This is a genomic window from Aeromonas sp. 604176, assembly GCF_049170755.1.
Classification (GTDB): Bacteria; Pseudomonadota; Gammaproteobacteria; order Enterobacterales; family Aeromonadaceae; genus Aeromonas; species Aeromonas veronii_A.
In genome coordinates, this window is the sequence record NZ_JAAKNE010000060.1 from 1 (window position 1) to 24,097 (window position 24,097).

22 protein-coding genes are annotated in these 24,097 nt (G+C 59.9%); 17 read left to right on the forward strand and 5 right to left on the reverse strand.

Annotated elements, in window-relative coordinates:
* The 13 genes from aroK to G5358_RS12220 all read left to right on the forward strand — a co-directional run.
* Positions 1-423 (forward strand): shikimate kinase AroK (gene aroK / locus G5358_RS12160; RefSeq protein WP_421324159.1); only part of this gene is annotated, 423 nt, incomplete at its 5' end.
* Positions 424-437: 14 nt separating this feature from the next.
* Positions 438-1,520 (forward strand): 3-dehydroquinate synthase, encoded by a 1,083-nt coding sequence (gene aroB, locus G5358_RS12165; RefSeq protein ID WP_421208787.1) that lies wholly within the window; start codon positions 438-440, stop codon positions 1,518-1,520.
* Complete coding sequence (locus G5358_RS12170; protein ID WP_421324160.1) at positions 1,510-3,090, forward strand: SPOR domain-containing protein; 1,581 nt, start codon at positions 1,510-1,512, stop codon at positions 3,088-3,090. The genes aroB and G5358_RS12170 overlap by 11 nt, the downstream gene beginning before the upstream one ends.
* A gap of 70 nt (positions 3,091-3,160) precedes the next feature.
* On the forward strand, positions 3,161-4,033 hold the full coding sequence (locus tag G5358_RS12175; protein ID WP_005335008.1) for a Dam family site-specific DNA-(adenine-N6)-methyltransferase: 873 nt from the start codon (positions 3,161-3,163) through the stop codon (positions 4,031-4,033).
* A gap of 189 nt (positions 4,034-4,222) precedes the next feature.
* Positions 4,223-4,897: a ribulose-phosphate 3-epimerase gene (gene rpe, locus G5358_RS12180; protein WP_005335006.1), complete on the forward strand. Its 675-nt coding sequence runs from the start codon at positions 4,223-4,225 to the stop codon at positions 4,895-4,897.
* Positions 4,884-5,552, forward strand: coding sequence for a phosphoglycolate phosphatase (locus G5358_RS12185; protein ID WP_151286598.1), 669 nt, complete (start codon positions 4,884-4,886; stop codon positions 5,550-5,552). Before rpe ends, G5358_RS12185 begins: the two co-directional genes overlap by 14 nt.
* Before the next feature lie 42 nt (positions 5,553-5,594).
* The gene (gene trpS / locus G5358_RS12190) at positions 5,595-6,599 is read left to right on the forward strand and encodes a tryptophan--tRNA ligase (RefSeq protein ID WP_005334999.1); all 1,005 of its coding nucleotides are present in this window, start codon (positions 5,595-5,597) and stop codon (positions 6,597-6,599) included.
* Positions 6,600-6,716: 117 nt separating this feature from the next.
* Complete coding sequence (locus tag G5358_RS12195; protein ID WP_216953064.1) at positions 6,717-6,932, forward strand: hypothetical protein; 216 nt, start codon at positions 6,717-6,719, stop codon at positions 6,930-6,932.
* A 21-nt stretch (positions 6,933-6,953) separates the two neighbouring features.
* Positions 6,954-7,535, forward strand: a complete 582-nt coding sequence (locus tag G5358_RS12200) for an aminodeoxychorismate synthase component II (RefSeq protein WP_216953065.1) — start codon at positions 6,954-6,956, stop codon at positions 7,533-7,535.
* Positions 7,536-7,812: 277 nt separating this feature from the next.
* Positions 7,813-9,030 carry an aspartate aminotransferase family protein gene (locus tag G5358_RS12205; protein ID WP_245147625.1) on the forward strand — a complete coding sequence of 406 codons (1,218 nt, stop codon included), beginning with the start codon at positions 7,813-7,815 and terminating at the stop codon, positions 9,028-9,030.
* A gap of 76 nt (positions 9,031-9,106) precedes the next feature.
* Positions 9,107-10,126 carry an arginine N-succinyltransferase gene (gene astA / locus G5358_RS12210; RefSeq protein WP_005334994.1) on the forward strand — a complete coding sequence of 340 codons (1,020 nt, stop codon included), beginning with the start codon at positions 9,107-9,109 and terminating at the stop codon, positions 10,124-10,126.
* Positions 10,127-10,198: 72 nt separating this feature from the next.
* On the forward strand, positions 10,199-11,668 hold the full coding sequence (astD, locus tag G5358_RS12215) for a succinylglutamate-semialdehyde dehydrogenase (RefSeq protein ID WP_216953067.1): 1,470 nt from the start codon (positions 10,199-10,201) through the stop codon (positions 11,666-11,668).
* 64 nt (positions 11,669-11,732) lie between these two features.
* Entirely contained in the window at positions 11,733-12,530 is a 798-nt protein-coding gene (locus G5358_RS12220; protein WP_216953068.1) for a DUF1338 domain-containing protein, read from the forward strand.
* Between the two features lie 93 nt (positions 12,531-12,623).
* Here the strand turns inward: G5358_RS12220 and G5358_RS12225 are convergent, their stop codons facing one another.
* Both G5358_RS12225 and G5358_RS12230 read right to left on the reverse strand, forming a co-directional pair.
* Positions 12,624-13,730, reverse strand: coding sequence for an anhydro-N-acetylmuramic acid kinase (locus tag G5358_RS12225; protein WP_421324161.1), 1,107 nt, complete (start codon positions 13,728-13,730; stop codon positions 12,624-12,626).
* Between the two features lie 123 nt (positions 13,731-13,853).
* On the reverse strand, positions 13,854-15,179 hold the full coding sequence (locus G5358_RS12230) for a peptidoglycan DD-metalloendopeptidase family protein (protein WP_368226902.1): 1,326 nt from the start codon (positions 15,177-15,179) through the stop codon (positions 13,854-13,856).
* A gap of 109 nt (positions 15,180-15,288) precedes the next feature.
* On the opposite strand from G5358_RS12230, the gene tyrS reads away from it, so the two are divergent.
* Positions 15,289-16,488, forward strand: a complete 1,200-nt coding sequence (tyrS, locus tag G5358_RS12235; RefSeq protein ID WP_005347884.1) for a tyrosine--tRNA ligase — start codon at positions 15,289-15,291, stop codon at positions 16,486-16,488.
* A gap of 42 nt (positions 16,489-16,530) precedes the next feature.
* On the opposite strand, the gene G5358_RS12240 is transcribed toward tyrS, so the two are convergent.
* Complete coding sequence (locus G5358_RS12240; RefSeq protein ID WP_043818935.1) at positions 16,531-17,466, reverse strand: LysR family transcriptional regulator; 936 nt, start codon at positions 17,464-17,466, stop codon at positions 16,531-16,533.
* A gap of 108 nt (positions 17,467-17,574) precedes the next feature.
* Between G5358_RS12240 and budA the strand changes: the two genes are divergently transcribed.
* Together budA and alsS are read left to right on the forward strand one after the other, a co-directional pair.
* Entirely contained in the window at positions 17,575-18,369 is a 795-nt protein-coding gene (gene budA, locus G5358_RS12245) for an acetolactate decarboxylase (RefSeq protein WP_005338506.1), read from the forward strand.
* Between the two features lie 18 nt (positions 18,370-18,387).
* Positions 18,388-20,058, forward strand: a complete 1,671-nt coding sequence (gene alsS, locus G5358_RS12250) for an acetolactate synthase AlsS (protein ID WP_042081073.1) — start codon at positions 18,388-18,390, stop codon at positions 20,056-20,058.
* Positions 20,059-20,173: 115 nt separating this feature from the next.
* Here alsS and G5358_RS12255 read toward each other — a convergent pair whose 3' ends face one another.
* Together G5358_RS12255 and G5358_RS12260 are read right to left on the reverse strand one after the other, a co-directional pair.
* The gene (locus G5358_RS12255; RefSeq protein WP_042055186.1) at positions 20,174-21,586 is read right to left on the reverse strand and encodes an MATE family efflux transporter; all 1,413 of its coding nucleotides are present in this window, start codon (positions 21,584-21,586) and stop codon (positions 20,174-20,176) included.
* A 73-nt stretch (positions 21,587-21,659) separates the two neighbouring features.
* Positions 21,660-22,598: a LysR family transcriptional regulator gene (locus tag G5358_RS12260; RefSeq protein WP_042055187.1), complete on the reverse strand. Its 939-nt coding sequence runs from the start codon at positions 22,596-22,598 to the stop codon at positions 21,660-21,662.
* A 498-nt stretch (positions 22,599-23,096) separates the two neighbouring features.
* Between G5358_RS12260 and G5358_RS12265 the strand changes: the two genes are divergently transcribed.
* The coding region (locus G5358_RS12265) for an aromatic amino acid transport family protein (protein WP_421324162.1) at positions 23,097-24,097 on the forward strand (1,001 nt) is incomplete at its 3' end.

A 24,097-nucleotide genomic window follows, 5' to 3' on the forward strand; every position in this document is an offset into this window, starting at 1 on the left:
TTCGACTCAGATCATGAGATTGAGCGCCGCAGTGGTGCTGATATCGGCTGGGTGTTCGATGTTGAAGGCGAAGAAGGTTTCCGGATTCGCGAAGAGAAGGTGATCGGCGAATTGTCAGAGCAGCAGGGTATCGTGCTGGCGACGGGTGGCGGTGCCATCAAGAGTCGCGAAACCCGCAACAAGTTGTCTGCTCGTGGCATCGTGGTCTACCTCGAAACCACTATCGAAAAGCAGCTGGCGCGCACACAGCGAGACAAACGCCGCCCTCTGCTACAGACCGAAGAACCGGCACGCGAAGTGCTGGAACGTCTGGCACAAGAGCGCAATGCCCTGTATGAAGAGGTTGCCGACTTTGTTGTGCACACCGATGACCAGAGCGCAAAAATCGTTGCCAATCAAATTGTAAAGCTGATCGGTATGTAATCTAGAGGACGTCCATGGAACGGTTGAAGGTCGAACTGGGTGAGCGCAGCTATCCCATCGAGATAGCTGCCGGTTTGCTACAGCACCCCGAGGTGCTGGCAGCAAGCATCAAGGGCAGGCGGGTGATGATAGTGACCAATACGGTCGTCGCCCCGCTCTATCTTGAGAAAGTGACTTCCCTGCTGGCGGATTTTCAGGTGGAACACCTTGTTCTGCCCGACGGCGAGGCGTACAAGAACCTGGCGACCTTTGAGCAGATCATGTCTGCTCTGCTTGAAACCAACCATGGGCGCGATACGACACTGATCGCTCTGGGGGGCGGCGTGATCGGGGATGTGGTGGGCTTTGCGGCAGCAAGCTATCAACGTGGCATTCCTTTTATCCAGATCCCGACCACTCTGCTCTCCCAGGTTGACTCCTCTGTTGGCGGTAAAACCGCGGTCAACCACCTCCTCGGCAAGAACATGATTGGGGCTTTTTATCAGCCCAAACAAGTTGTTATCGATACCGAATGTCTGAGTACCTTGCCAGCCCGCGAATTTGCCGCAGGGATGGCCGAGGTGATCAAGTACGGCATCATTTGGGATGCTGATTTCTTCAGCTGGCTGGAGCAGAACATGGTGCGTCTGCAACAGCTGGAACCTGCCGCGCTGGCCTACGCCATCAAACGCTGCTGCGAGATCAAAGCCGATGTGGTCGGTCAGGATGAGACCGAGCACGGCGTCCGTGCGCTGCTCAATCTGGGCCACACCTTTGGTCATGCCATCGAGGCCGAGCAGGGGTATGGCAACTGGCTGCATGGTGAAGCGGTATCCGCCGGCACCATGCTGGCAGCCTGGACTGCGCAGGCCCGTGGCGATATGAGCGAAGCGGACGTCGCGCGAGTGCGCGCCCTGCTGCTGGCCGCCAATCTGCCCATTCATGCGCCTGCCGAGATGGATTTCGCCGCCTTTATTCGCCATATGCGCCGTGACAAGAAGGTGCTTGAAGGCAAGCTGCGTCTGGTGTTGCCGGTTGGCATCGGCCATGCGCAGGTGGTGGGGGATGTGTCCGATGCCGAGTTGCTGGCGGTGATCGAGTCTGGTCGTGACGAATAAACTGCTAAAACTTCCTTCCCAGCGGCAGCTGGTTGACCGGCTGCTGCATCTGATTGAATTCAATCACCCTTTCATTTTTCTCTCCGGTAAACCCGGTTGTGGTCGCGGTACCCTGTGCGAATCCCTGCTCGGCGTGTTGCCGGAAAAAGTGCGGGTGGTGAGCCTGATCGGCACGCCTGCCATGAAGATGGTGGATGTGCGTCAACTGTTGCTGCCCCAGGTGGTGGCACGTCCCCTATTCAACCCGCAGGATGCCCTTGCTGATAGTTTCTTTCGCATGCTGGAAGGGGGCAAGCCTGCCACCCTGTTGCTGCTGATAGAGCGGGCCGACCTGTTACCGGCTGAACTGCTGGGAGAGTTGTGGACCATCAGCCGTCACAACGATACCCTGGCGGCGCCCCATCAGCTGGCCATTATCGTCTCGGGCAGTGACGTCTGGTGTCGTACCCAACGGCCGCAGCTCAAAGGGCGAGCCATGCCAGCCCTTGAGCTGGAAGTGCCGCCACTGAGCCCGCCGGAGCAGCGCATCTTCTTGTATGAAAAAGCCAAAGAGCTCAAGATCCCGGCGGCTCTCCTGCCCAAGCTGCAAGTGGAAGAGATCCTGAAAACGGCGAATGGACATCCGGCCACCATCATGCAGTCACTGGAGGATATCATGACCGACAGAAGGCCCAAGAAGCGTCAGGCGGAGTTGCCTGTCAAGAAGATTGCCACCGCTATCGCGTTGGTCGCTGGCGGGCTGCTGGCGTTGAGCTACCTGCTGCCTGCGCTGTTTGACAATGAAAGCAAACCGGCGCTGCAGGATCCTGCGCAGAACACGGCATTGCCGATCCCGGTAGCGGGAGGCGATCCCCTCACCGCTGGCGGTTCGAATACAGATTCCGCTGCACAAGGTGCGCAAAACAGCGATGCAGCCAGCAATCCAAACGGGGTTGTGAAAGATTGGCAGCCGGAGGCGAAAGTGCTGCCCAAATCGGTGGAGAGCGAAACTGTGACCACCGAATCAACCAATTACGAAGGGCGTCGGGTGGTGATCTCTGACGAGGTCGTGCAAAAGCTGATGACCGAACCCAAGGTGAGCGGCGCACTGCCTACTGACGTGGTGGACGAGCTGACCGGCAAGAACCCGAGTGGCACAGCCCCCAGTGGTGCAATCGCAACCACGGCGCCAGCCAGTACCGCCAAAGTACTGAATCCGGTGACAACCGCAACGCCTGCGGCCACCACCAAAACAGCCAGCAACGAGCCGGTTGCCGCGCCTGCACCCAAGGTGGTCCTGACACCGGTCGCCACCTTGAACAAGAAGCCGCGCAATCACTACAGCGTTCAGCTGATGGGGGCGAGCAACACCAAGGCGGTGGATCAATTTGTCGCCGAGCATGGTCTGGCGGGCAAGGTATGGGTCTATCAAACCAAATTCCGTGGCAGCCCCTGGTACGTGGTGCTGCAAGGGGATTATGCCGGTCTGACCCAGGCCAAGAGTGCCATTCGCAAGCTTCCGCCAGCCTTGCTGAAAGGTCAGCCCTGGCCCAAGTCGTTTGCACAGGTACAAAAAGAGCTGAAGCAATAGCCTTGATACCGGATAAGGGGGTAGAATCGTCCCCCTTTTTGGGTCTTGCCTTCTTACACACCGGATTTCCATGAAAAAAACACGCGCTTTTTTAAAATGGGCCGGGGGAAAATACTCCCTGGTTGAAGAGATTGCCGAGCGCCTGCCGGCCGGGCGTGTGTTGCTGGAGCCCTTCGTCGGGGCCGGGTCTGTGTTTCTCAACACCGACTACGACGCGTATGTGCTCAACGACATCAATCCGGATCTGATCTGCCTGTACAACCACCTCAAGCTGACGCCGGACAGTTTCATTGCCGAGGCGCGCAAGCTGTTTGTGGCAGAGCACAACCACAAGGCGGCCTATTACCGGCTGCGTACCCAGTTCAATCAGACCGAGACCACCTTCGAGCGGGCACTCTTGTTCCTGTTCCTCAACCGTCACGGTTTCAACGGACTGTGCCGCTACAACAAGAAGGGCGGCTTCAACGTGCCGTTCGGTTCCTACAAGAAACCCTATTTCCCGGAAAAAGAGCTGTGGGCCTTTGCCGAAAAGGCGCAGAAGGCGACCTTTATCTGCGAGAGCTACGCCGATGCCATCAAGCGTGCCGAAGAGGATTGGGTTATCTACTGTGATCCACCCTATGCGCCGCTCTCCACTACGGCGAGCTTCACCACCTATGCCTCCGGTGGGTTTACCCTGGATGATCAGGCGATCCTGGCGCGATTGGCCCGCCACACAGCTGCTCACAAAGGGGTGCCGGTGCTGATCAGCAACCATGATATCGAGCTGACTCGTGAGCTTTATCGCGGTGCCCGCCTCGACGAAATCCTGGTCAAGCGCACCATCAGTCGCAACGGCGGCACCCGCAACAAGGTGGCCGAGTTGCTGGCGCTCTATCCCCCCGGAATCGAACCTGAGCAGGGCTACTATCCCAGCGACAGTGAACTGCTGCCACTGACGTAACAGACCATGCGGCGCCCAAGGGCGCCGTTTTTTATGGGCGAGTCCGCGCCCGTGCCGATGCCCCAAAACCCGGGTGGCTGGGAGAGGGGAGGCGATTGCCCCATTTACCCCGCATTCGAGTCGTTTTCGCCCGCCTTTTACGTTAAAATTGCGCCGCTTTTTCTCCCTGGCTGCCAATGGATGATGCTGATGAAAGACTTTCTGATTGCCCCCTCGATCCTCTCTGCCGATTTTGCCCGTCTGGGTGACGATGTAGCCAAGGTACTGGCTGCCGGTGCCGACGTGGTTCACTTCGACGTGATGGACAACCACTATGTCCCCAACCTGACCATTGGCCCCATGGTCTGTCAGGCGCTGCGTGACTACGGTATCGAGGCCCCCATCGACGTGCACCTGATGGTCAAGCCGGTGGATCGCATCATTCCCGATTTTGCCAAGGCCGGTGCTTCCCTCATCACCTTCCATCCGGAAGCCTCTGATCACGTTGATCGCTCTTTGGGCCTCATCAAGGAGATGGGCTGCCAGGCGGGTCTGGTGCTGAATCCTGCTACCTCGCTCTCCTGCCTCGAGTATGTGATGGACAAGTTGGACGTGATCCTGCTGATGTCGGTCAACCCGGGCTTCGGTGGCCAGAGCTTTATCCCCGGTACCCTCGACAAGCTGCGTCAGGTGCGTCGTCTGATCGACGAGAGCGGCCGCGATATCCGACTCGAGATCGATGGCGGGGTGAAGGTCGACAACATTCGCGAGATCGCCGAAGCGGGCGCCGACATGTTTGTCGCCGGCTCTGCTATTTTCAGCCAGCCTGACTATAAAGCGGTGATCGACAAGATGCGTGCGGAGCTGGCTCATGTCACACGCTGAGCGTGCATTTGATTTGGTGCTGTTCGATCTGGACGGCACCCTCATTGACAGCGCCGCCCAGCTGGCGCTGGCAGTCAATCTGACTCTGGCAGACCTCGGTCTGGCGCAGGCTGATGAAGCGGTGATCCGTACTTGGGTCGGCAACGGGGCTGACAAGCTGATCCAGCGGGCGCTCGCCTATCGCGAGGCCGATCCCGAGCTGTTTACCAAGGCCAGACCGATCTTTTTCCAGCACTACAACGCCTGCCTGCTGCAAGGGCTGGCGATGTATGACGGGGTGGCGCAGAGTCTGCGTCGCTTGCAAAGCCTGGGCTACAAGCAGGCGATCGTCACCAACAAGCCGAGCGACTTTGTCGCCCCTATTCTGGATGCCCTCGGTATCAGCGATTGCTTCGCGCTCTGGCTAGGTGGCAACTGTGTGCCGGTCAAGAAGCCGAGCCCGGAGCCCTTGCTGCACGCTTGCCAAGAGTTGGGGGTGAGCCCGGCTCGCACTCTAATGGTGGGCGACTCAGAAAATGACGTGCTGGCGGCCAAGGCGGCTGGCATGAAGGTGGTGGGTCTTACATACGGCTACAACTATGGCCGTCCCATCGCCGACTCCCATCCAGACTGGGTATTCGAGCAGTTTGCCCAGCTCGATGCACTTTTGGTCTAATAGCGCAGCTGGGCTGGCTGAATAACAAGGATTAACACTCTCATGACTAAACCAATCGTATTGAGCGGAGCGCAACCCTCCGGTCAACTGACCATCGGCAACTACATGGGGGCCCTGCGTCAGTGGGTCAACATGCAGGATGAGTTCGACTGCCTCTACTGCATCGTCGACCTGCATGCCATCACCACTCGTCAGGACCCGGCCGCCCTGCGCAAAGCTTGTCTGGACGCGGCTGCCCTCTATCTAGCGGTCGGTATCGATCCCAAGAAGAGCACTGTCTTCATCCAGTCTCACGTGCCGCAGCACGCCGAGCTGGGCTGGATCCTCAATTGCTATACCCAGATGGGTGAGCTGTCGCGCATGACCCAGTTCAAGGACAAGTCAGCCCGTTTCGAGAACAACGTCAACGTCGGCCTGTTCGGTTATCCGGTGCTGATGGCCGCTGATATTCTGCTCTATCAGGCCAATCAGGTGCCGGTCGGCAACGACCAGAAGCAGCATCTGGAGCTGACCCGCGACATCTGCACCCGTTTCAACAACCTCTATGGTGACGTGTTCACCATGCCGGAACCCTTCATTCCGACCGAAGGGGCACGGGTGATGAGCCTGCAGGATCCGACCAAGAAGATGTCCAAGTCTGATGACAACGAGGCCAACTTCATCGGCCTGCTGGAAGATCCCAAGCAGATCGTCAAGAAGATCAAGCGTGCGGTGACCGACTCCGACGAGCCGGCGGTGGTGCGTTTCGACCCGGAAAACAAACCGGGTGTCTCCAACCTGCTGACCCTGATGTCCGGTGTGACCGGCCGCTCCATCCCCGAGCTGGAGCAGCACTTCGAAGGCAAGATGTATGGTCACCTCAAGACCGAGACCGCCGAAGCCGTGGTTGCGCTGCTGGAACCGATCCAGGCTCGTTTCCACGAGTTGCGTCAGGATGAGGCCCATCTGATTGCGATTCTTGCCGAAGGGGCACAAAAGGCGCGTGAAAGAGCTGAAAAAACCCTGACCAGCGTATATGATGTAGTCGGCTTCGTTCCTCGAGCCTGACATACTGGGAAGGTGTAGTAGAAGAGAGCTGGGTATTTGCCTGGCTTTCTTTATTTTCCCACGTTGTATTTTGTTTAATTCTTTATTTCAACCCGGGTTATATCCCCAAGAGTACGCATGTCTGTTCAACCAAATATTTCGATTGAAGAGCTGAGTGATAAAGGTCACTGGCTGCGCAAGTTCCGCAAGGCGAAAAACCTCAATACCCTGCAATTGATGGTCTCCAATGCCATCGATAAACATCACAAGACTGCTGCCATCGCTGCAGCCATCTATCTGGCCGAGTGTCAGCGTGAACGGGAAATGGAACAGGGTCGTTATCTCGATCGTTAATTCTCCACTGTTGGTTATCTCATGCTGTTGTTGATCGATAACTACGACTCTTTTACCTGGAATCTGGTGCAATATTTCGGCGCCCTGGGACAAGAGGTTGTGGTCAAGCGCAATGATGAACTGACGCTTGATGCCATAGCGCAGCTCTCCCCCCGTTTTCTGGTGATCTCTCCCGGTCCTTGTACACCCAATGAGGCGGGGATCTCTCTCGATGCCATCAGCCACTTCGCCGGCAAGCTACCCATTCTTGGCGTCTGCCTTGGCCACCAGTCGCTGGCGCAGGCGTTTGGTGCCCGCGTGGTTCGCGCGCGTCAGGTGATGCATGGCAAGACCTCCCTGATTCGCCATCGCGGCGAAGGGGTATTCTACGGTCTAAAGGATCCCTTGCGGGTGACCCGTTATCACTCACTGGTGGTGGAGCGCGACACGCTGCCCGACTGCTTCGAGGTCACCGCCTGGAGCGAGCATGCCGATGGCTCGTTTGACGAAATCATGGGATTACGCCATAAGACACTTCCTGTCGAGGGTGTTCAGTTCCATCCGGAGAGTATTTTGAGCGAACAGGGCCATTTGCTGCTGGCCAATTTTCTGTCCTGTTCATAAAAATTTGTGATCACCTTCTCAAGTTTGAAAGAAGGTAAAAAATATTTCTCTGACACTTTATTCAGCCCCCTTCCAGCCCAAATTATCTCTTGCCAAGCCCCCCTGAGTCGTTATGCAATGCGGTTGCCTAAAATCTCAAGGTCAATCGAACATTGTTCCTCATAGGTCGTCTTGTTACAGACTTTTTACTTTATTTCTGTGATAATCCCGTCACGTTTACACGGATTTAACTTTTAGGCGGTGGATTATTCTGTCGCCGAATCTGAAGGAGAGCTATATGTCAGAGTTGTTGGCAGTGACACGTGAAGTGTTTGATGAAGTGATGGTTCCCAACTATGCGCCCGCCAAGATCATCCCGGTGCGTGGTGAAGGGTCACGTGTCTGGGATCAGGAGGGGCGCGAGTATGTCGACTTCGCCGGTGGTATCGCCGTTAACGGCCTGGGTCACTGTCATCCCAAGCTGGTCGAGGCTCTGAAAACCCAGGGCGAGAAGCTGTGGCACCTCTCCAACGTAATGACCAACGAACCGGCCCTGCGTCTGGCCAGGAAGCTGGTCGCGGCCACCTTTGCCGACAAGGTCTACTTTTGCAACTCCGGCGCCGAAGCGAATGAAGCTGCCCTCAAGTTGGCTCGCCGCTACGCCATCGAGAAGTTTGGCGAGCAGAAGACCCAGATCATCGCCTTCAATCAGGGCTTCCACGGTCGTACCTTCTTTACCGTCAGCGTCGGTGGCCAGGCTGCCTACTCCGATGGCTTCGGTCCCAAGCCCGGTGACATTACCCATGTTCCCTACAACGATCTGGCGGCACTAGCCGAGGTGATCTCCGACAACACCTGCGCCGTGGTGATGGAGCCGCTGCAAGGGGAGGGTGGCATTATTCGTCCTACCGACGAGTTTGCCAAAGGGGTGCGCGAGCTGTGCGACAAACACAATGCCCTGCTGGTGTATGACGAAGTGCAGTCAGGGGTCGGCCGGACCGGTGATCTCTATGCCTATATGGGGCTCGGCGTCACGCCGGACATCCTCACCAGCGCCAAGGCGCTGGGGGGCGGTTTCCCCATCGGCGCCATGCTGACCACCGACGAAATCGCTTCTTACCTGAAAGTGGGCACTCACGGCTCTACCTACGGCGGTAACCCGCTGGCCTGTGCGGTCGCCGAGGCAGTGATCGACGTGATCAATACTCCCGAGGTACTGGACGGGGTCAAGCGGCGCGAACAGCTGTTCCGCGATGGGCTTGAGGCGATCAACGCCAAATACCACTGCTTTAGCGAAGTGCGTGGCAAGGGGCTGCTGCTGGGTGCCGCTCTGAGCGAGGACTTCAAGGGGCGTTCCCGCGACTTCCTGCTGGCCTCTATCGATCAGGGGCTGATGGCACTGGTTGCCGGTACCAACGTGGTTCGTTTTGCCCCTTCACTGGTGATCCCGGAAGCGGACATCAAGGAAGGGTTGGCCCGCTTCGAGAAGGCGGTTGCCCAGGTGGTCAACGCCTGATTCCAAATTGAGGTGGGGAGCTCTCCCGGCAGGAGCCGGGCCCCCACCTGTCGTCAATGAAAGGGAGTTGTCATTTATGTTGGTTATCCGTCCCATCGAGCAAAAAGATTTTGCCGGGCTCAAGACCTGCGCCATCGAGTCCGGCACCGGCATGACCTCGTTGCCCGTCAACGATGAGTTGCTGCAGCGCAAGATCGATGCTTCTACCCAGACTTTTTCCGACAAGCCCGCCGGCAAGGGGGACTGCCTCTACTTCTTCGTGGCTGAGGATCTGGAGACCGGCGAGATGGTCGGCACCTGTGCCATCGATGCCGCGGTTGGCCTCTCCCAGCCGTTTTACAACTACCACATCGGCAAAGTGGTGCACTCTTCTCCCAAGCTCGGCATCTACAACGTCGTTGAAACCCTGACTCTCTCCAACGACTACACCGGCAACTCCGAGCTCTGCACCCTGTTCTTGCGCGAATGTGCCCGCGAAGGGCTCAACGGCCGCCTGCTCTCCAAGCACCGCTTTCTGTTTATGGCCGAGCACCCCGAGCTGTTTGACGAGACCGTCTTCGCCGAAATGCGCGGCGTCTCCGATGCCAACGGTCACAGCCCCTTCTACGAGTGGCTGCAAACCCACTTCTTCTCGATGGATTTTCCCACCGTCGACTATCTGACCGGCATCGGCAAGAAGCGTTTTATCGCCGAACTGATGCCCAAGTACCCCATCTACGTCAATTTGCTGAGCAAAGAGGCGCGGGCCGTTATCGGTCAGACCCACGAGAAGACTCGCCCGGCCATCAAGATGCTGCAGGACGAGGGCTTCGTGAACCGTGGCTACGTCGATATTTTCGATGCGGGCCCCACCGTCGAGTGCGACGTGAAGAATATCCGCAGCGTGCGCCGCAGCAAGAAACTGCGGGTGCTGGTGGGCGAGCCCATCGGTGGCAAGACCCACCTTATCTGCAACAGCCGTTTCGAGCATTACCGCGCCTGCTACGGCAATATCCGGGTCGATCTCGACAAGCACGAAGCCATCATCCCGCCCAAGATGGCGGCGGCACTCAAGGTACAGGATGGCGACATGGTGCGGGTGGTCGACCTCGACTGAGACAAACAGGACAAGCAAACCGATTATCAGGCAGGCAGCCGAGGCTGCCTGCCAGCGACAGGGAGTGAATGGATGAGCCAGTTAGTGCAATTTATCGACGGTCAGTGGCTTGCCGGTGAAGGCAAGCCGTTCGAGTCAACCGATCCGGCCAAGAACGAGGTGATCTGGCAGGGGGCTGCCGCCAGTGCGGCGCAAGGGGATGCTGCCGTCAAGGCCGCCCGTGCCGCCTTCTACAACTGGGCGGATATGAGCCTTGAAGATCGTCTGGCCATAGTGCGCCGTTATGCCGACCTGCTCGGCGAGCAGAAAGAGGCGCTGGCCCTGACCATCGCCCGCGAAACCGGCAAACCGTTGTGGGAGACCCGCACTGAAGTAGCCGCCATGCAGGGCAAGATTGCCATCTCCATTCGTGCCCACGACGAGCGCACCGGCACCGTTGAAAATGCCATGCCGGGCGCCAAAGCGTTTGTCCGTCACAAGCCCCACGGCGTGGTGGCTGTGTTCGGCCCCTACAACTTCCCGGGCCATCTGCCCAACGGCCATATAGTCCCGGCCCTGATCGCGGGTAACGCCGTGGTGTTCAAACCCTCCGAGCTGACCCCCATGGTGGCCGAGGCCATGGTCAAGGTGTGGCAGCAGGCCGGATTGCCCAAGGGGGTGCTCAATCTGGTGCAAGGGGAGGTCGAGACCGGCAAGGCGCTGGCGGGCAATCCCGATATCGACGGCCTCTTCTTTACCGGCTCCTCCCGCACCGGCCATTTCCTCCATCAACAGTTTGCCGGCCAGCCGGGCAAAATTCTGGCGCTGGAGATGGGCGGTAACAACCCGCTGATCGTGAAAGATGTGAGCGACATCGACGGCGCCGTCCATGCCATTGTCCAGTCGGCGTTCATCACTTCCGGTCAGCGCTGCACCTGCTCCCGTCGCCTGTTTGTCGAGCGCGGTGAGCGTGGCGATGCGCTGGTCAAACGACTGGTCGAGGTGGTAGGCAAGATCAAGGTCGGCCTCTACGACGCCGCCGAACAGCCGTTTATGGGGGCAATGATCAGCGAGAAAGCTGCGATTGGCATGGTCGAGGCACAAGCCAACCTGCAACAGCTGGGCGGCGAGAGCCTGCAGGTGCTTGAGCACCTGAAAGCGGGCACCGGCTTTGTCTCCCCGGGCATCATCGACGTGACCTCAGTGAGCGCGCTGCCGGACGAAGAGTACTTCGGCCCGCTACTGCAACTCATTCGTTACGATGATTTCGATGCCGCTATCGATCAGGGCAACGCTACCCGCTACGGCCTCTCGGCCGGTCTGCTGGGTGACAAGGAGGCGGACTGGAATCACTTCTTCAAGCGGATCCGCGCTGGCATCGTCAACTGGAACAAGCCCATCACCGGTGCCTCCAGTGCTGCGCCGTTTGGCGGTATCGGCGCTTCCGGCAACCACAGGGCGAGCGCCTACTACGCTGCTGACTACTGTGCTTATCCGGTTGCGTCGGTCGAAGACAGCAAGGCCGCTATGCCGGAGCAGCTCTCGCCGGGCCTCTTCTTCTAAACGGACAACTACAAGGGGCACCCATCGGGGCCCCGTTTCGTACCCGCAATCAAAGGAAAGATAGATGCAAAAGGATATCGACACTCTGTTCAGCCATCTGTGGGACAACTACATCAAGGTGACTCCGAGTGCCCTCAAGGTGCACACCCTGCTGGGTGGCGGCGAGCCCATCGTCAACGATCACGTGGCGTTTCGTACCTATAACCTGCCAAAGCTGGGGCTGGAGAAGCTGGCCGCCCACTTCCTGGCGCTCGGTTACGAGCAGAAGGGCGAGTACGTCTTCAAGGCCAAGAAGCTCTACGCCAAGCACTTTGAGCACAAAGATCCGGACGCTCCCAAGGTGTTTATCAGTGAGCTGAAGGTCGAAGAACTCTCCGCAGGCGCACAGGCCATTATCCATAAGCTGGCGGATCAGGTGCCCGATCATCTGACCGATACCCCGGCATTTCTCTACACTGGTGCCCCCTGGCAGGTCTCCTATGCCGATTATCAGACTCTGCTGGCGGAGAGTGAGTACGCGGCCTGGATGGCGGCATGGGGCTATCGTGCCAACCACTTCACGGTCAATATCAACAAGTTGAAGGATTTTGACACCATCCATCAGGTCAATGCGGCGCTCAAGACGGCGGGTTTCGTGCTCAACAGCGTGGGTGGCGAGGTGAAAGGGGACCCGCAGGTGATGCTGGAGCAATCCTCCACCATGGCCGACAAAGCAGAGGTGCCGTTCAGCGATGGGGTGCGTACCATCCCGAGCTGCTTCTACGAGTTTGCCCTGCGCTACCCGCAGCCTGATGGCGTGCTCTATCCGGGCTTTGTCGAAGCGTCCGCCGACAAAATTTTTGAATCCACCAATGCCATGTAACAACGGGTGTTGGCCAAAGTGCCACTGTTCATGATGTGACATGACGACAGCCCCATATCGGGGCTTGTCGTCATTTGCATATCTGTGGGATATCTAGGGTGCGGGGTAGAGAGCACCCAGCACAGCCGGACGGCTGGCGCCGGTGACGGCGGGCAGGTTGCCGGGTTTGTGCTTGATAAAGCGCTCCGCCAGCCAGGCAAAGGCTGCGCCTTCCATCCAGTCGGGCGCAATGCCAAGTTCGGCAGTGCTGGCGATGCGCCATGCGGGCAGCAGGCTGGCCAATTCGCTCAGCAGCGGGGCGTTATGGGCGCCGCCGCCGCAGACAAACAGCTCGGGACGGGTTTGCGCCTCATTCGGGGCAGGCAGCTGGCGGGCGATGCTGTGGCAGGTGAGCGCCTGCAGAGTGCGCTGCACATCCGCCGCGGCATAGGGTTGGCCAGCCAGCTCGCCATCGAGCCACTCCAGGGTGAACATCTCCCGCCCGGTGCTCTTGGGGGCGGGGGCGGCGAAATAGGGGTGAGCCAGCAGCTTCTCCAGCAGGGCCGGGATTGGCTTGCCGCTGGCCGCCCACTGGCCGCCGGCATCGTAACCGGCCCCCTTGGGGTGATGGCGGCGATACCAGCCGTCGAGCAGGGTGTTGGCCGGGCCGGTATCGAAGCCATAGACCCCGTTGGCATGGCCCGGCAGCACCGAGATATTGGCGATGCCGCCGAGGTTCAGCACCACCCGCAATGCACCGGGGCGGGCAAAGAAGGCCTGATGGAAGGCGGGCACCAGCGGGGCCCCCTGACCGCCGAGGGCCATGTCCATGGTGCGAAAGTCGGCGATGACATCGATGCCGGTCAGCGCCGCCAGCAGGGCCGCGTTGCCGATCTGCAGGGTGAAGCCAAGCTGGGGGCGGTGGCGGATGGTCTGGCCGTGGCTGCCGATGGCGCGAATATCGGCGGGCGTGAGGCCCGTCTTGGCCAGCAGGGCGTGGGTGGCGGCGGCGAATTCGCGCGCCACCAGATTGTCGGCCACCCCCATGCGATCGATCTCGTTGTCGCTAGGGGTACAGAGCTCATGCAGCTCGTGGGCGGTGGGCCAGGGGTGGCTGAGGGCCGCCTCGACCCGCAGTTGATCCCCGTCGATCACCACCAGCACGGCGTCAATACCGTCCATGCTGGTGCCTGACATCAATCCGATATAGCGTTCAGCCATTGGCTCTCCTCACTCGCTGGTCGGGATAGTCCGCTTCCCGACACCGATGCAGCATGGCGCCGAGCCATGCGCAGGCAAAATAAAAAGGGCTGGCGGGGCTGCTACCCCGCCAGCCCTGATGGCTTAGTTGCCGCGACCATCCCGCTTGTTCTGGGCCAGCAGCAGCTCGGGGTTGTCGAGCTTGGCCAGTTGCGGCATCGCCAGCTTTTTGAAGTTGGCCAGCTCGCGTCCGCTCAGGGTCTCTGCTTGCGGCAGGGTGAGGGTGCGCGGGTTCTTGTGAATACCGCCCACCACGAATTCGTAGTGCAGGTGCGGGCCGGTGACGCGACCGGTGCCACCCAGAGTGCCGATGGTCTGCCCCTGCTTCACCCGCTGTCCCTTGTTGACGGTGCGTTTGGAGAGGTGCAGGTACTTGGTCACATAGTTGCCGGCATGCTTGATAAAGACGTAGTTGCCGTTGAACTGGTTGTAACCGGCGGCCACCACGCTGCCGGAGCCCGCCGCCATGATGGGGGTGCCCACTGGCGCCACATAGTCGATGCCGTTGTGGGGGCGGATCTTGCCGGTCACCGGATGGAGGCGGCGCGGGTTGAAGTTGGAGCTGATGTATTTGAAGTTGACCGGCGCACGCAGGAAGCTCTTGCGCATGGCTTTGCCTTCCGGGGTGTAGTAGTTGCCATCTTCATTGAGCACGGCGCGGTAGGCCGTGCCCTGGTTGACGAACTCGGCGGCCAGAATATCGCCGGAGGCGACCCGCTCGTCGTCGCGGAACTTGTCTTCATAGACCACCCGGAAGCTGTCCCCCGGCTGCAAGTCCTGGGCAAAGTCGATGTCCCAGCCGAAGATGGCGGCCAAGTCCATGATCTGATCTTCGGTCATACCCGCATCCACCGCCGCGCCCCAGAAGCTGGAGCGGATTTCGCCCTTGCTCACCTGTTCGCGGGTGTCGAGGGCGATCTTGACGTTGCGGGCGACAAAGGTCTCCTCCTTGCGGCTCACCTTGAGCGCCTGCTCCAGACTGTGGGGGTAATAGAGGCTGTGCAGCTCGCCGTTCTCGGTGAGCTTGAAGGTGAGCTCCTGCCCCGGTTGCAGCATCCGCAGGGGATCGCTGCCCTCGAGCTGGTCGATCAGGTGCAGATCCGTGGTGCTCAGGCCAATGCGCTGGAAGATCACCCCCATGTTGTCGCCACGGCGCACCTTCACCTGCTTGGTGATATAGCGCGGCTTGGGCGGGGTAACGGGCTGGGCGGCCTCGGCTGGCAGCTCGTTGTTTAGCGCGTTGTCGTTGGCCGGTTCCCGCAGGGCAATTTCGTTGCCGTTTTCATCGACTCGTGTTGCCACCGCCTGCTCGCTTGGCCAGGCAGCCAGCATCATGATCATGATGCTCAAGATCAGCACCATCTTGCGGTGCCAGTGGGGGAGTGCGTTGAAGGCGTGCCAAATAACCATGAGAAGCAGATGAAGTCGGGCAGAATGGACGGATTTTACAGCCTTTCCAATTGGCCCGCCATTCCAGTAATATGTTTGGCCCTGTGGAATCGTGATGGAGAGTCAAAAAATGTCCCAGCTCGAGGTGGCGCTAGCCGAGATCAAGCGCGGAGCGGAAGAAATTCTGGTTGAAGAAGAACTTGTCGCCAAGTTGAAGGAAGGGCGCCCGCTGCGCATCAAGTTGGGCATGGACCCGACCGCCCCCGACATTCACCTGGGTCATACCGTGATCCTCAACAAGCTGAAGACCTTCCAGGATCTGGGCCATGAAGTGATCCTGCTGATCGGTGACTTCACTGCCATGGTGGGTGACCCCTCCGGCAAGAACGCTACCCGTCCGCCGCTCTCCGAAGAGGCTATCAAGCATAACGCCCTCACCTATGCCGAGCAGGCGTTCAAGATCCTCGACCCCGCCAAGACCCGCATCGAGTACAACTCGACCTGGCTGAGCGAGCTGGGTGCGACTGGCATGATCAAGCTGGCGGCCAAGCAGACCGTGGCCCGCATGATGGAGCGCGACGACTTCAAAAAGCGCTACACCGGCGGCCAATCCATCGCGATTCACGAATTCCTCTATCCGCTGCTGCAAGGCTATGACTCGGTCGCGCTGAAGGCGGACGTTGAGCTGGGCGGTACCGACCAGAAGTTCAACCTGCTGATGGGCCGCGAGCTGCAAAAAGATGCCGGCATGGCGACCCAGTGCGTGCTGATGATGCCGCTGCTGGTGGGTCTGGATGGCGTCAAGAAGATGTCCAAGTCCGCAGGCAACTACATCGGCGTCCACGACGCTCCGGGCGAGATGTTCGGCAAGATCATGTCCATCACCGACGATCTGATGTGGAACTACTACGAGCTGCTCTCCTTCCGTCCGCTGGCCGAAATCGAAGAGTTCAAGGCAGGCATCGCTGCCGGTACTCTCAACCCGCGCGACGTGAAGATCTGGCTGGCCAAAGAGATCATCGCCCGTTATCACGACGAAGCGGCGGCTGAAGCGGCCCACGAAGATTTCACCCAGCGCTTCTCCAAGAACGCCATCCCGGACGAGATGCCGGAAATCGAGCTGGCTCTGGAAGGCGAAGGTCTGGCCATTGCCAATCTGCTGAAAGAGGCCGATCTGGTGGCCACCACCTCCGAAGCGCTGCGGATGATCAAGCAGGGCGCGGTCAAGGTGGATGGCGAGAAGCTGGAAGATGGCAAGGCACTCATCGGTGCCGGTACCGCCGTCTATCAGGTCGGCAAGCGCAAGTTTGCCCGCGTGACTGTCAAATAAGCAGCACCGTCAAATAAGCCGTCGTATCAGGCAAGCTGGCCATCAAACCGGTTCAAGCTTGTTCAACAGGGCCTCCTTCGGGAGGCCTTGTCGTATCTGGGCGGCACGGATCTGGGCGATAAAGTGCCGCAGCACGGCACTGCTTGGATGCGGCCGTGTCGCCAGACTGATGCTGGTCATCATGCCGTTGCCCTCAATGGGGTGATAACTGACCCCGAGCGGGCGCAGCGCTGCCACCGAGCTGGGCACCAGGGTCACGCCAAAGCCCGCCTGCACCATGCCGACGGTGGAGATCACCTGCGGGCATTCGGGCCCCAATATCGGCTCGAACCCCGCCTCCCGACAGAGACCCACTATGCCGTCATAGAGCCCGGGCCCGATGGCGTGGGGGAACAGAATAAAACTCTCGTCCTTCAGGCTGGCCAGTGGTAAGGGGCCTGGCTTGGCTTTGGGGTGACTGGTCGGCAGGGCGATCAGCAGCGGCTCCTGCTCGATAAGGTGGTGGGCAAATCCCTCGCTACCGCGGCAGGGGAGCCGCAAGATGGCGGCGTCCAGCCGATCGTTGCGCAGCGCCTCCACCAGTGCCGGCATGGTGCCCTCCTGCGGGCTGAGAGCCACCTCGGGGTAGCGCTCCCGATAGTCGTGCAGCAGGGTCAGTACCGCGGGGTGGAGCACGGTGGAACCGGCAAAGCCGATCCGCAGTGCCCCCTGCTCGCCCCGGGCAATCCGCTTTACCTTCAGTTTTGCCGCATCGGCCAGCGCCAGGATCTGCGCCGCATCCCGATAGAGGCTCTCGCCCGCCTCGGTCAGTTCGACACTGCGGGTCAAACGGCGCAGCAGCGGGGTGCCCAGGGTCTCTTCCAGCTTGCGGATCTGCTGGCTCAGGGGCGGCTGGGCCATGTTGAGTGATTCGGCTGCGCGGGTGAAATTCTGCTTTTCAACAACGGCCATGAAGTAGCGGAGCGTACGAAGTTCCATATCGATTGAGTCTCAAAGTCATGGGATCAGCGTATTGGTGTTGAAATGTGAACCAAGTCACCATTGGATCCGAACGCTAACAGGATTCACGGTGGAGGTGAAACCCGAATGGAACATATTGCAACATCTGACAGTGCCGGGTGCAGCTGTGCCCTCGAAGTGAGCCAGCAGTTTTCCCGCTGGCGCAGGCAGCATGACGGTGGCGAGATCTACCAGAGTTCCCTGATGAGCGCCCTGCTGGCGGGGGTCTACGAAGGGGAGACCACCATGAGCGAGTTGCTGCGCCACGGCGACTTTGGCCTCGGCACCTTCAATCACCTCGATGGTGAGCTGATCGCCTTCGAGCGCCAGATCCACCAGTTGCGCTCCGATGGCTCGGCCAGGCCCGCCCGCGCCGATCAGAAGACCCCCTTCGCGGTGATGACCCATTTTCGCCCCTGTCTGGAGCGTCGCTTCGATCACCCCCTGAGCCGTGACGAGATCCACCAGTGGGTGGATCGGCTGGTGGGATCCGACAACGTCTTCGTCGCCCTGCGCCTCGACGGCCAGTTTGAAACGGCCAAGGTCCGTACCGTGCCGCGTCAGGAGCCGCCCTATCGCCCCATGCTGGAAGCCATCGAGCAGCAGCCGCTGTTCCGCTTTGCCGCGGTGGCGGGGACTCTGGTGGGATTTCGCTGCCCGCCGTTCGTGCAGGGGGTCAATGTGGCGGGCTTTCACGAACATATGATCACCGCCGATCGCAAGGGGGGCGGTCATCTGCTCGACTACACCATGGCCCACGGCACCCTGCGACTTTCTGTGGTGCGTCATCTCAATCTGGCCCTGCCATCGGATCCCGCTTTCCGGCAGGCCGACCTCAACCCCGCCGATCTCGATCGCGCCATTCAAGCCGCCGAAGGCTGATAGACAAGGAGCAATATCATGGAAAACAGACAGTGGAAGTGCGGTGCCGAGCTGGTGGTTCGTCATCTGGAGGCGCAAGGGGTCAAGCAGGTGTTCGGGATCCCGGGGGCCAAGATTGACCGGGTGTTCGATGCGCTGGAGGACTCCCCCATCGAGACCATAGTGGTGCGCCACGAGGCGAACGCCGCCTTTATGGCGGCCGCCGTGGGGCGTCTCACCGGCAAGGCGGGGGTGGCGCTGGTCACCTCGGGCCCCGGTTGCTCCAACCTCATCACCGGGTTGGCGACCGCCACCTCGGAGGGGGACCCCATGGTGGCGCTGGGCGGTGCGGTGCGCCGTGCCGATGGTCTCAAGCTCACCCACCAGAGCATGGATACGGTCAACCTCTGCCGTCCGGTCACCAAGTTCAGTGCCCAGGTCAACAGCGGGGCGGCAATCTCGGAAGTGATGGCCAACGCCTTTCGCGCTGCCGAGCTGGGACGGCCGGGGGCGGCGTTTGTCAGCCTGCCGATGGATATCATCAACAAGCCGGTACAGGGCAATGTGCTGGTACCCCGCGAAGTGCCGGAGCCGGGCTGCGCCGATGAGCAGAATATGGAGCAGGCATTGACCCTGCTGCGCAACGCCGAGAATCCGGTGGTACTGCTCGGCCTGATGGCGAGCCGGCCGGAAAATGCCGAGGCAGTGCGTGCCTTCCTCGACAAGGCGCGGCTGCCGGTGACCGGTACCTATCAGGCCGCCGGGGTGGTGGACAGCTGCCACTTCGATGACTTTGCCGGGCGGGTCGGGCTGTTCAACAACCAGCCGGGGGATCAACTGCTGGCGGGGGCCGATCTGGTGATCTGCATCGGCTACAGCCCCATCGAGTACGACCCCGTGCTGTGGAATGGCGACCGGGAGCGGCGCATCCTCCATATCGACGTGCTGCCTGCCGATATCGATAGCAGCTACTGCCCGACCGCCGAGCTGGTGGGGTCGATCCGGGCCAACCTGTTGCAGCTGACCCGCATCATGGGCAATCCGAAAATCCGTCCCCCCGAGGTGGATCGGCTGCTGCAAGGTGTTCGCCAGCAGCGGCTGCGACTGGCGATGCGGGCCGACGATCTGCACGGCAATCCGGTTCACCCCTTGCGTATCGTGCGCGAGCTGCAGGATCTGGTGCGCGACGACATGACCCTCTGCGTCGACATGGGCAGCTTCCATATCTGGATTGCCCGCTACCTCTACAGCTTCCGTGCTCGTCAGGTGTTGATCTCCAACGGTCAGCAGACCATGGGGGTGGCACTGCCGTGGGCCATCGGTGCGGCGCTGGTGCGGCCGGGTGAGAAGGTGATCTCGGTATCGGGGGATGGCAGCTTTATGCAGTCGAGCATGGAGCTGGAGACGGCGGTGCGGCTCAAGAGCAATATCGTTCACATCATCTGGGTCGATAACGGCTACAACATGGTGGCGATGCAGGAGCAGCAGAAGTATTGCCGCACCTCCGGCGTCTCTTTTGGCCCCATCGACTTCAAACGCTATGCCGAATCGTTCGGGGCGGCCGGGTTTGCGGTGCGCTCGGCCGACGAGCTGCGCGCCACCCTGCGTGCTGCGCTGGCGGTGGAGGGGCCAGCTGTGGTAGCCATTCCGGTGGATTACTCCGACAACCCGGGGCTGATGGCCCAGCTCAGGCCAGAAGTATTGGCATAAGTGTGGGCAGCGGTGTTGGCCTGAATCTCTGTGTAAGGGCAGGCAGACCCGCCCATATAGCAAAAACCGGCATCAATGGATGCCGGTTTTTTATTGTTTTGCGGGATTGGTGGCCTTAACGAGCCAGCTGGACGGCGGCGCGTGCGCGGGCCGGTTGCGGGCGACGCTTGTTTTTTGGCGCGCAGGCCATCTTCAGGCGCAGCCACTCGCGCCACAGCAGCCAGCAGAGCGGCAGGGTGAGCAGCAGCACGGTGGCGGGCTGGGCCATCAGCACCCCATCACGCCCCCACAGTTGCGGCAGCAGGAAGATGAGCGGCAGCAGCAACACGGTTTTGGCGATGGAGATGACCAGCGCCTGACGGGTACGCGCCATGGATTGCAGCAGCACGATGCCGAACATGATGATCCCCTCCAGCGGAATGGCGCCGAGGTTGAGGGTCAGACTGCTGATGGCGGCGGCCAGCAGCTCGGGATCCTTGTCGCCGGTATAGAGCATGGCGACCTGTCCCGGCAGCAGCTGGATGGTGAGCCACACCAGCATGCCGTAGATAAAGGTGAACTTGAGCCCCATCTCCATCAGGTACTTGAGGTTGCGGTGGCGCTTGGCCCCTGCCGCCTTGCTGATGAGCGGCTGAATGCCGAAGGCGAGCCCCTGCAGGATGACGATAAAGACAGCTTCGGTGTAACCGGCCACGGTAAAGCCCGCCAGATCCTTCACATTGCCGTACACCATCAGCTGGCTGTTGTGCAGCATCAGCAGCAGGCCGAGGTTGAACTGGGCAATCAAGCTCGGCAGACCGGTAAAGAGCAGGTGCGGCATGGCGGGGAGGTTGGGCACCAGATCCCGCCAGCTGAGGCGCAGCCGCGCCCAGGGGGTAAAGAAGTAGCCTAGGCCGATCAGGCTCACCGCACCCTCTGCCATCAGGGTGGCTTGCGCGGTCCCGATCAGTCCCAGCCCCAGCCGACCCACCATGATGTAGTTGAGGATGATATTGAGCACGGCGCCGCTGCTCACCAGCACCATGGCCAGTTTCGGGCGACCATCGTTGCGCAGCAGATAGGGCACCGCCAGATTGCTCGCCAGCAGCAGGGTACCGCCGCCAATCCAGGTGAGGTAGTCACTCGCCTGTTTCCAGGTCTCGGTGCCCTGTTCAATCCCCAGCCCCAGCAGGATATCGGTGTGGGTGTAATAGAGCAGCACCGGCGCAACGCCCCCGAGTCCGGCCAGCAGCCAGAGGGCGTTGACCAGCGCCTGACGGGCCAGCGTGTCGTTTTTCGCCCCTTGCTGGAAGGAGATGGCAGTGGCCGCCCCCATGCTGATCATGGCGGCCAGACCGATCAGCACCATGATGACCGGATAGACCAGGTTGATCCCGGCGAGGCCAGCGGCACCGACATAGTGGCCGACGAAGATGCCGTCGATGAGGTAGTAGGCCCCCGAGACCAGCATGGCAAGAATGGAGGGGAGGGCGTAAGCCCAGAAGCGACGGGTCATGGCCCGTTGCCGCAGTGTTAAATAGGCAGACATATCTGTTCTCTCGGGGAGTTCGATTATCGAACAGCTAGTCTAGATTAATACTTATTTGGTGATAATCAGGGTTTCACTTGATGAATTGCTGAGTATTACTCACTAATCCGGGGTTTTGGTAGTGGGCCTTGAGCATGTCGATCAGGATGCGCAGCCCGCTGCCCAGTTGATGCCGACTGGGATAGAAGAGGTAAAAGCCGGCAAAGGTAGGGCACCAGGGCTCCAGCACGGTGAGCAGTTTCCCTTCCGCGACCTTTTGGCTTACCTCCTCTTCCAGACAGTAGGCCAGTCCCAGCCCCGCCTCGGCGGCGCCCAGATAGAGGGCCGGGGTGCTGGTGGTGAGCGGCCCGGTCACTTCGATCTCCAGCATGGTGCCATCGGCGGCAAAGGCCCAGCGATAGTGGTGGTGCGGAGTGAGGCGATAGCCGATGCAGGCGTGGCGGCTCAGCTCGCTCGGGTGTTCCGGCGTACCGTGCTCCGCCAGATAGGCCGGGGAGCCCACCACCAGATAACGCTGAGGCGGGCCGAGGGGGATGCCGATCATCTCCTTGGGCAGCAGATCGCCATAAAAGAGCGCGGCATCGTAACCATCTTCAATCAGCCGGGGCATCAGCTCCTGCTCCACTACCTCCACCTGCATCCGCGGATAACGGGCCAGATAGTCGATCAGCACAGGTGCCAGCAGGCTGTCGATGGCGCCGCGCGGAGCGCAGAGCTTGAGTCTCCCTACCGGCTCGTCGCTGTTGCGGGCCAGCTCGCAAAGCGCCTCTTCCAGGGTATTGAGGGTGGGGAGCAGCTGTTTGAGCAGCCGCTGGCCCGCTTCGGTCGGCACCACGGCGCGGGTGCTGCGGTTGAGCAGCCGCACCCCCAGACGGGCTTCCAGCCCCTTCAGGCTATGGCTGAGGGCGGAGGCGGAGACCCCGAGTTCGAGGGCGGCCTTGCTGAAACTGCGGTGACGGGCGACGGCGGCAAATACCGCCAGTTCGGCGAGATCGGTACGGGTAATGGTCATCATCAATCAACAAAAAGGCGTGAGTCACAAGGGTACGTCAAGGCCGTGCTGCACACAATCCGCGCTAAACGGGTGGCTTGTTGCAAATATGTAGCTGCTCGCAGGTCATTGATTCCAGTGAAACTAAGTTGAATTGTTAAAAAAAACTCACAATAAGGCGCTTTGAGTGTGATCTTGGTCGTCCGAAAGGCGACCAAAATCAAACTTTGGTTGATTAATTCAAAAAAACGCTGTGATTAATAAGGGCATTTAATTAAAGTCAGCTCATCAAGAGTGGCGCACGTTAATCGGTTGTTGAGTGAGACGGGCGCCGACCCTCAGGGTCAAAATCTCGCACTGTTGTTTGTTGCAATCCTGTTGTCACAAGGAGTGATGGCCAGGTTGCCGGGGGGCGAGAGGTTAATATCAAGGACGGACAGCAGGCGTTCCAGGGAGATGGAACCGGGCCAAGGCCCGACCAAACAAGAATCCCATTTTCCTAGATGACAGGAACAACGTATGTCTGACATGAATATTGCAGCTGATGGTCGTTTAGCCAGCAACACCTCCCGCGGCGTCAACAAGGCCGATGTGGTCTGGATGCTGGGTCTGTACGGTACCGCGATCGGTGCCGGTGTGCTCTTCCTGCCAATCAACGCCGGTGTAGGTGGCCTGTGGCCGCTGGTTGCCATGTTGATCCTGGCGCTGCCGCTGACTTTCTTTGCTCACCGTGGTCTGACCCGCTTCGTGCTGTCCGGCTCTACCCGTGATGGCGACATCACTGAAGTAGTAGAAGAGCACTTCGGCAAGACCGCAGGCAAATTCATCACCCTGCTCTACTTCTTTGCCATCTACCCGATCGTGCTGATGTATTCAGTCGCCATCACCAACACCGTCGAGAGCGTGATTGTTCACCAGCTGGGTATGTCTGCACCTCCCCGTGCCGTTCTGTCACTGGCTCTGATCCTCGGTCTGATGGCGGTTGTTCGTCTGGGCGGCCAGGTTATCGTCAAAGCGATGAGCGTGCTGGTATTCCCGTTCGTGCTCACCCTGATGGGCCTGGCGTTCTACCTGATCCCGCACTGGAACGGTGCCATCATCACTGAAGCTCCGGCCCTGTCCGACGCCTTCAACGGTGACTTCATCAAGACCCTGTGGCTGGCTATCCCGGTAATGGTGTTCTCCTTCAACCACTCCCCGATCATCTCCTCCTTCGCTGTGGACAACAAAGGTCGTTACGGTGAAGGTGCCGAGAAGAAGTGCAGCAACATCCTGCTGGGCGCCCACGTCATGATGGTAATGACCGTTATGTTCTTCGTATTCAGCTGCGTACTGAGCCTCTCCCCGGCTGACCTGGCTGCTGCCAAAGAACAGAACATCTCCATCCTGTCCTACCTGGCCAACCACTTCGATAACCCGGTTATCGGTACTGTGGCTCCGCTGATCGCCATGGTTGCCATCAGCAAATCCTTCCTGGGTCACTACCTGGGTGCGCAAGAGGGCATGAACGGCCTGATGGC

Bases quoted from the DNA above. Each gene is read 5' to 3' on its own strand.
- aroB (WP_421208787.1), top strand. From the start codon at position 438: ATGGAACGGTTGAAGGTCGAACTGGGTGAGCGCAGCTATCCCATCGAG.
- G5358_RS12175 (WP_005335008.1), top strand. From the start codon at position 3,161: ATGAAAAAAACACGCGCTTTTTTAAAATGGGCCGGGGGAAAATACTCC.
- rpe (WP_005335006.1), top strand. From the start codon at position 4,223: ATGAAAGACTTTCTGATTGCCCCCTCGATCCTCTCTGCCGATTTTGCC.
- G5358_RS12185 (WP_151286598.1), top strand. From the start codon at position 4,884: ATGTCACACGCTGAGCGTGCATTTGATTTGGTGCTGTTCGATCTGGAC.
- trpS (WP_005334999.1), top strand. From the start codon at position 5,595: ATGACTAAACCAATCGTATTGAGCGGAGCGCAACCCTCCGGTCAACTG.
- G5358_RS12195 (WP_216953064.1), top strand. From the start codon at position 6,717: ATGTCTGTTCAACCAAATATTTCGATTGAAGAGCTGAGTGATAAAGGT.
- G5358_RS12200 (WP_216953065.1), top strand. From the start codon at position 6,954: ATGCTGTTGTTGATCGATAACTACGACTCTTTTACCTGGAATCTGGTG.
- G5358_RS12205 (WP_245147625.1), top strand. From the start codon at position 7,813: ATGTCAGAGTTGTTGGCAGTGACACGTGAAGTGTTTGATGAAGTGATG.
- astA (WP_005334994.1), top strand. From the start codon at position 9,107: ATGTTGGTTATCCGTCCCATCGAGCAAAAAGATTTTGCCGGGCTCAAG.
- astD (WP_216953067.1), top strand. From the start codon at position 10,199: ATGAGCCAGTTAGTGCAATTTATCGACGGTCAGTGGCTTGCCGGTGAA.
- G5358_RS12220 (WP_216953068.1), top strand. From the start codon at position 11,733: ATGCAAAAGGATATCGACACTCTGTTCAGCCATCTGTGGGACAACTAC.
- G5358_RS12225 (WP_421324161.1), bottom strand. From the start codon at position 13,730: ATGGCTGAACGCTATATCGGATTGATGTCAGGCACCAGCATGGACGGT.
- G5358_RS12230 (WP_368226902.1), bottom strand. From the start codon at position 15,179: ATGGTTATTTGGCACGCCTTCAACGCACTCCCCCACTGGCACCGCAAG.
- tyrS (WP_005347884.1), top strand. From the start codon at position 15,289: ATGTCCCAGCTCGAGGTGGCGCTAGCCGAGATCAAGCGCGGAGCGGAA.
- G5358_RS12240 (WP_043818935.1), bottom strand. From the start codon at position 17,466: ATGGAACTTCGTACGCTCCGCTACTTCATGGCCGTTGTTGAAAAGCAG.
- budA (WP_005338506.1), top strand. From the start codon at position 17,575: ATGGAACATATTGCAACATCTGACAGTGCCGGGTGCAGCTGTGCCCTC.
- alsS (WP_042081073.1), top strand. From the start codon at position 18,388: ATGGAAAACAGACAGTGGAAGTGCGGTGCCGAGCTGGTGGTTCGTCAT.
- G5358_RS12255 (WP_042055186.1), bottom strand. From the start codon at position 21,586: ATGTCTGCCTATTTAACACTGCGGCAACGGGCCATGACCCGTCGCTTC.
- G5358_RS12260 (WP_042055187.1), bottom strand. From the start codon at position 22,598: ATGACCATTACCCGTACCGATCTCGCCGAACTGGCGGTATTTGCCGCC.